This is a genomic window from Profundicola chukchiensis (assembly GCF_029664245.1).
GTDB lineage: Bacteria > Bacteroidota > Bacteroidia > Flavobacteriales > Weeksellaceae > Profundicola > Profundicola chukchiensis.
This window is the reverse complement of sequence record NZ_JANAIE010000036.1, coordinates 1-273: the sequence shown is the minus strand read 5'-3', so window position 1 is coordinate 273 and position 273 is coordinate 1. Positions and strand designations below refer to the sequence as shown.

At 60.1% G+C, this 273-nt stretch carries 1 protein-coding gene; it reads left to right on the top strand.

The features are described from left to right. A partial coding sequence (locus NLM59_RS11585; RefSeq protein ID WP_304417940.1) for an EamA family transporter occupies positions 1-273 on the top strand: 273 nt, incomplete at both ends.

Below are 273 nucleotides of genomic sequence, written 5' to 3'. Positions count from 1 at the left end.
GCGCTTCTGGTCACCGGGTCGGCGGCGCTTTGGGCGATCGCGATGGTCATTATCAAGATCCTGTCGCGTACGGAGTCGAGCGTGACCATCGTCGCTTATATGGGCATCTTCCTAGGGGTTTTCTCCATTGTCCCGGCACTCTGGGTCTGGCAACCGTTCGGGCGGGAAACGCTCGGCTGGATGGTCCTGATCGGTCTCTTCGGCTCAATCGCGCAGATATCGCTGAGCCAGGCCTTGAAGGAAACCGACCCGACCGCGGTGATGCCATTTGAC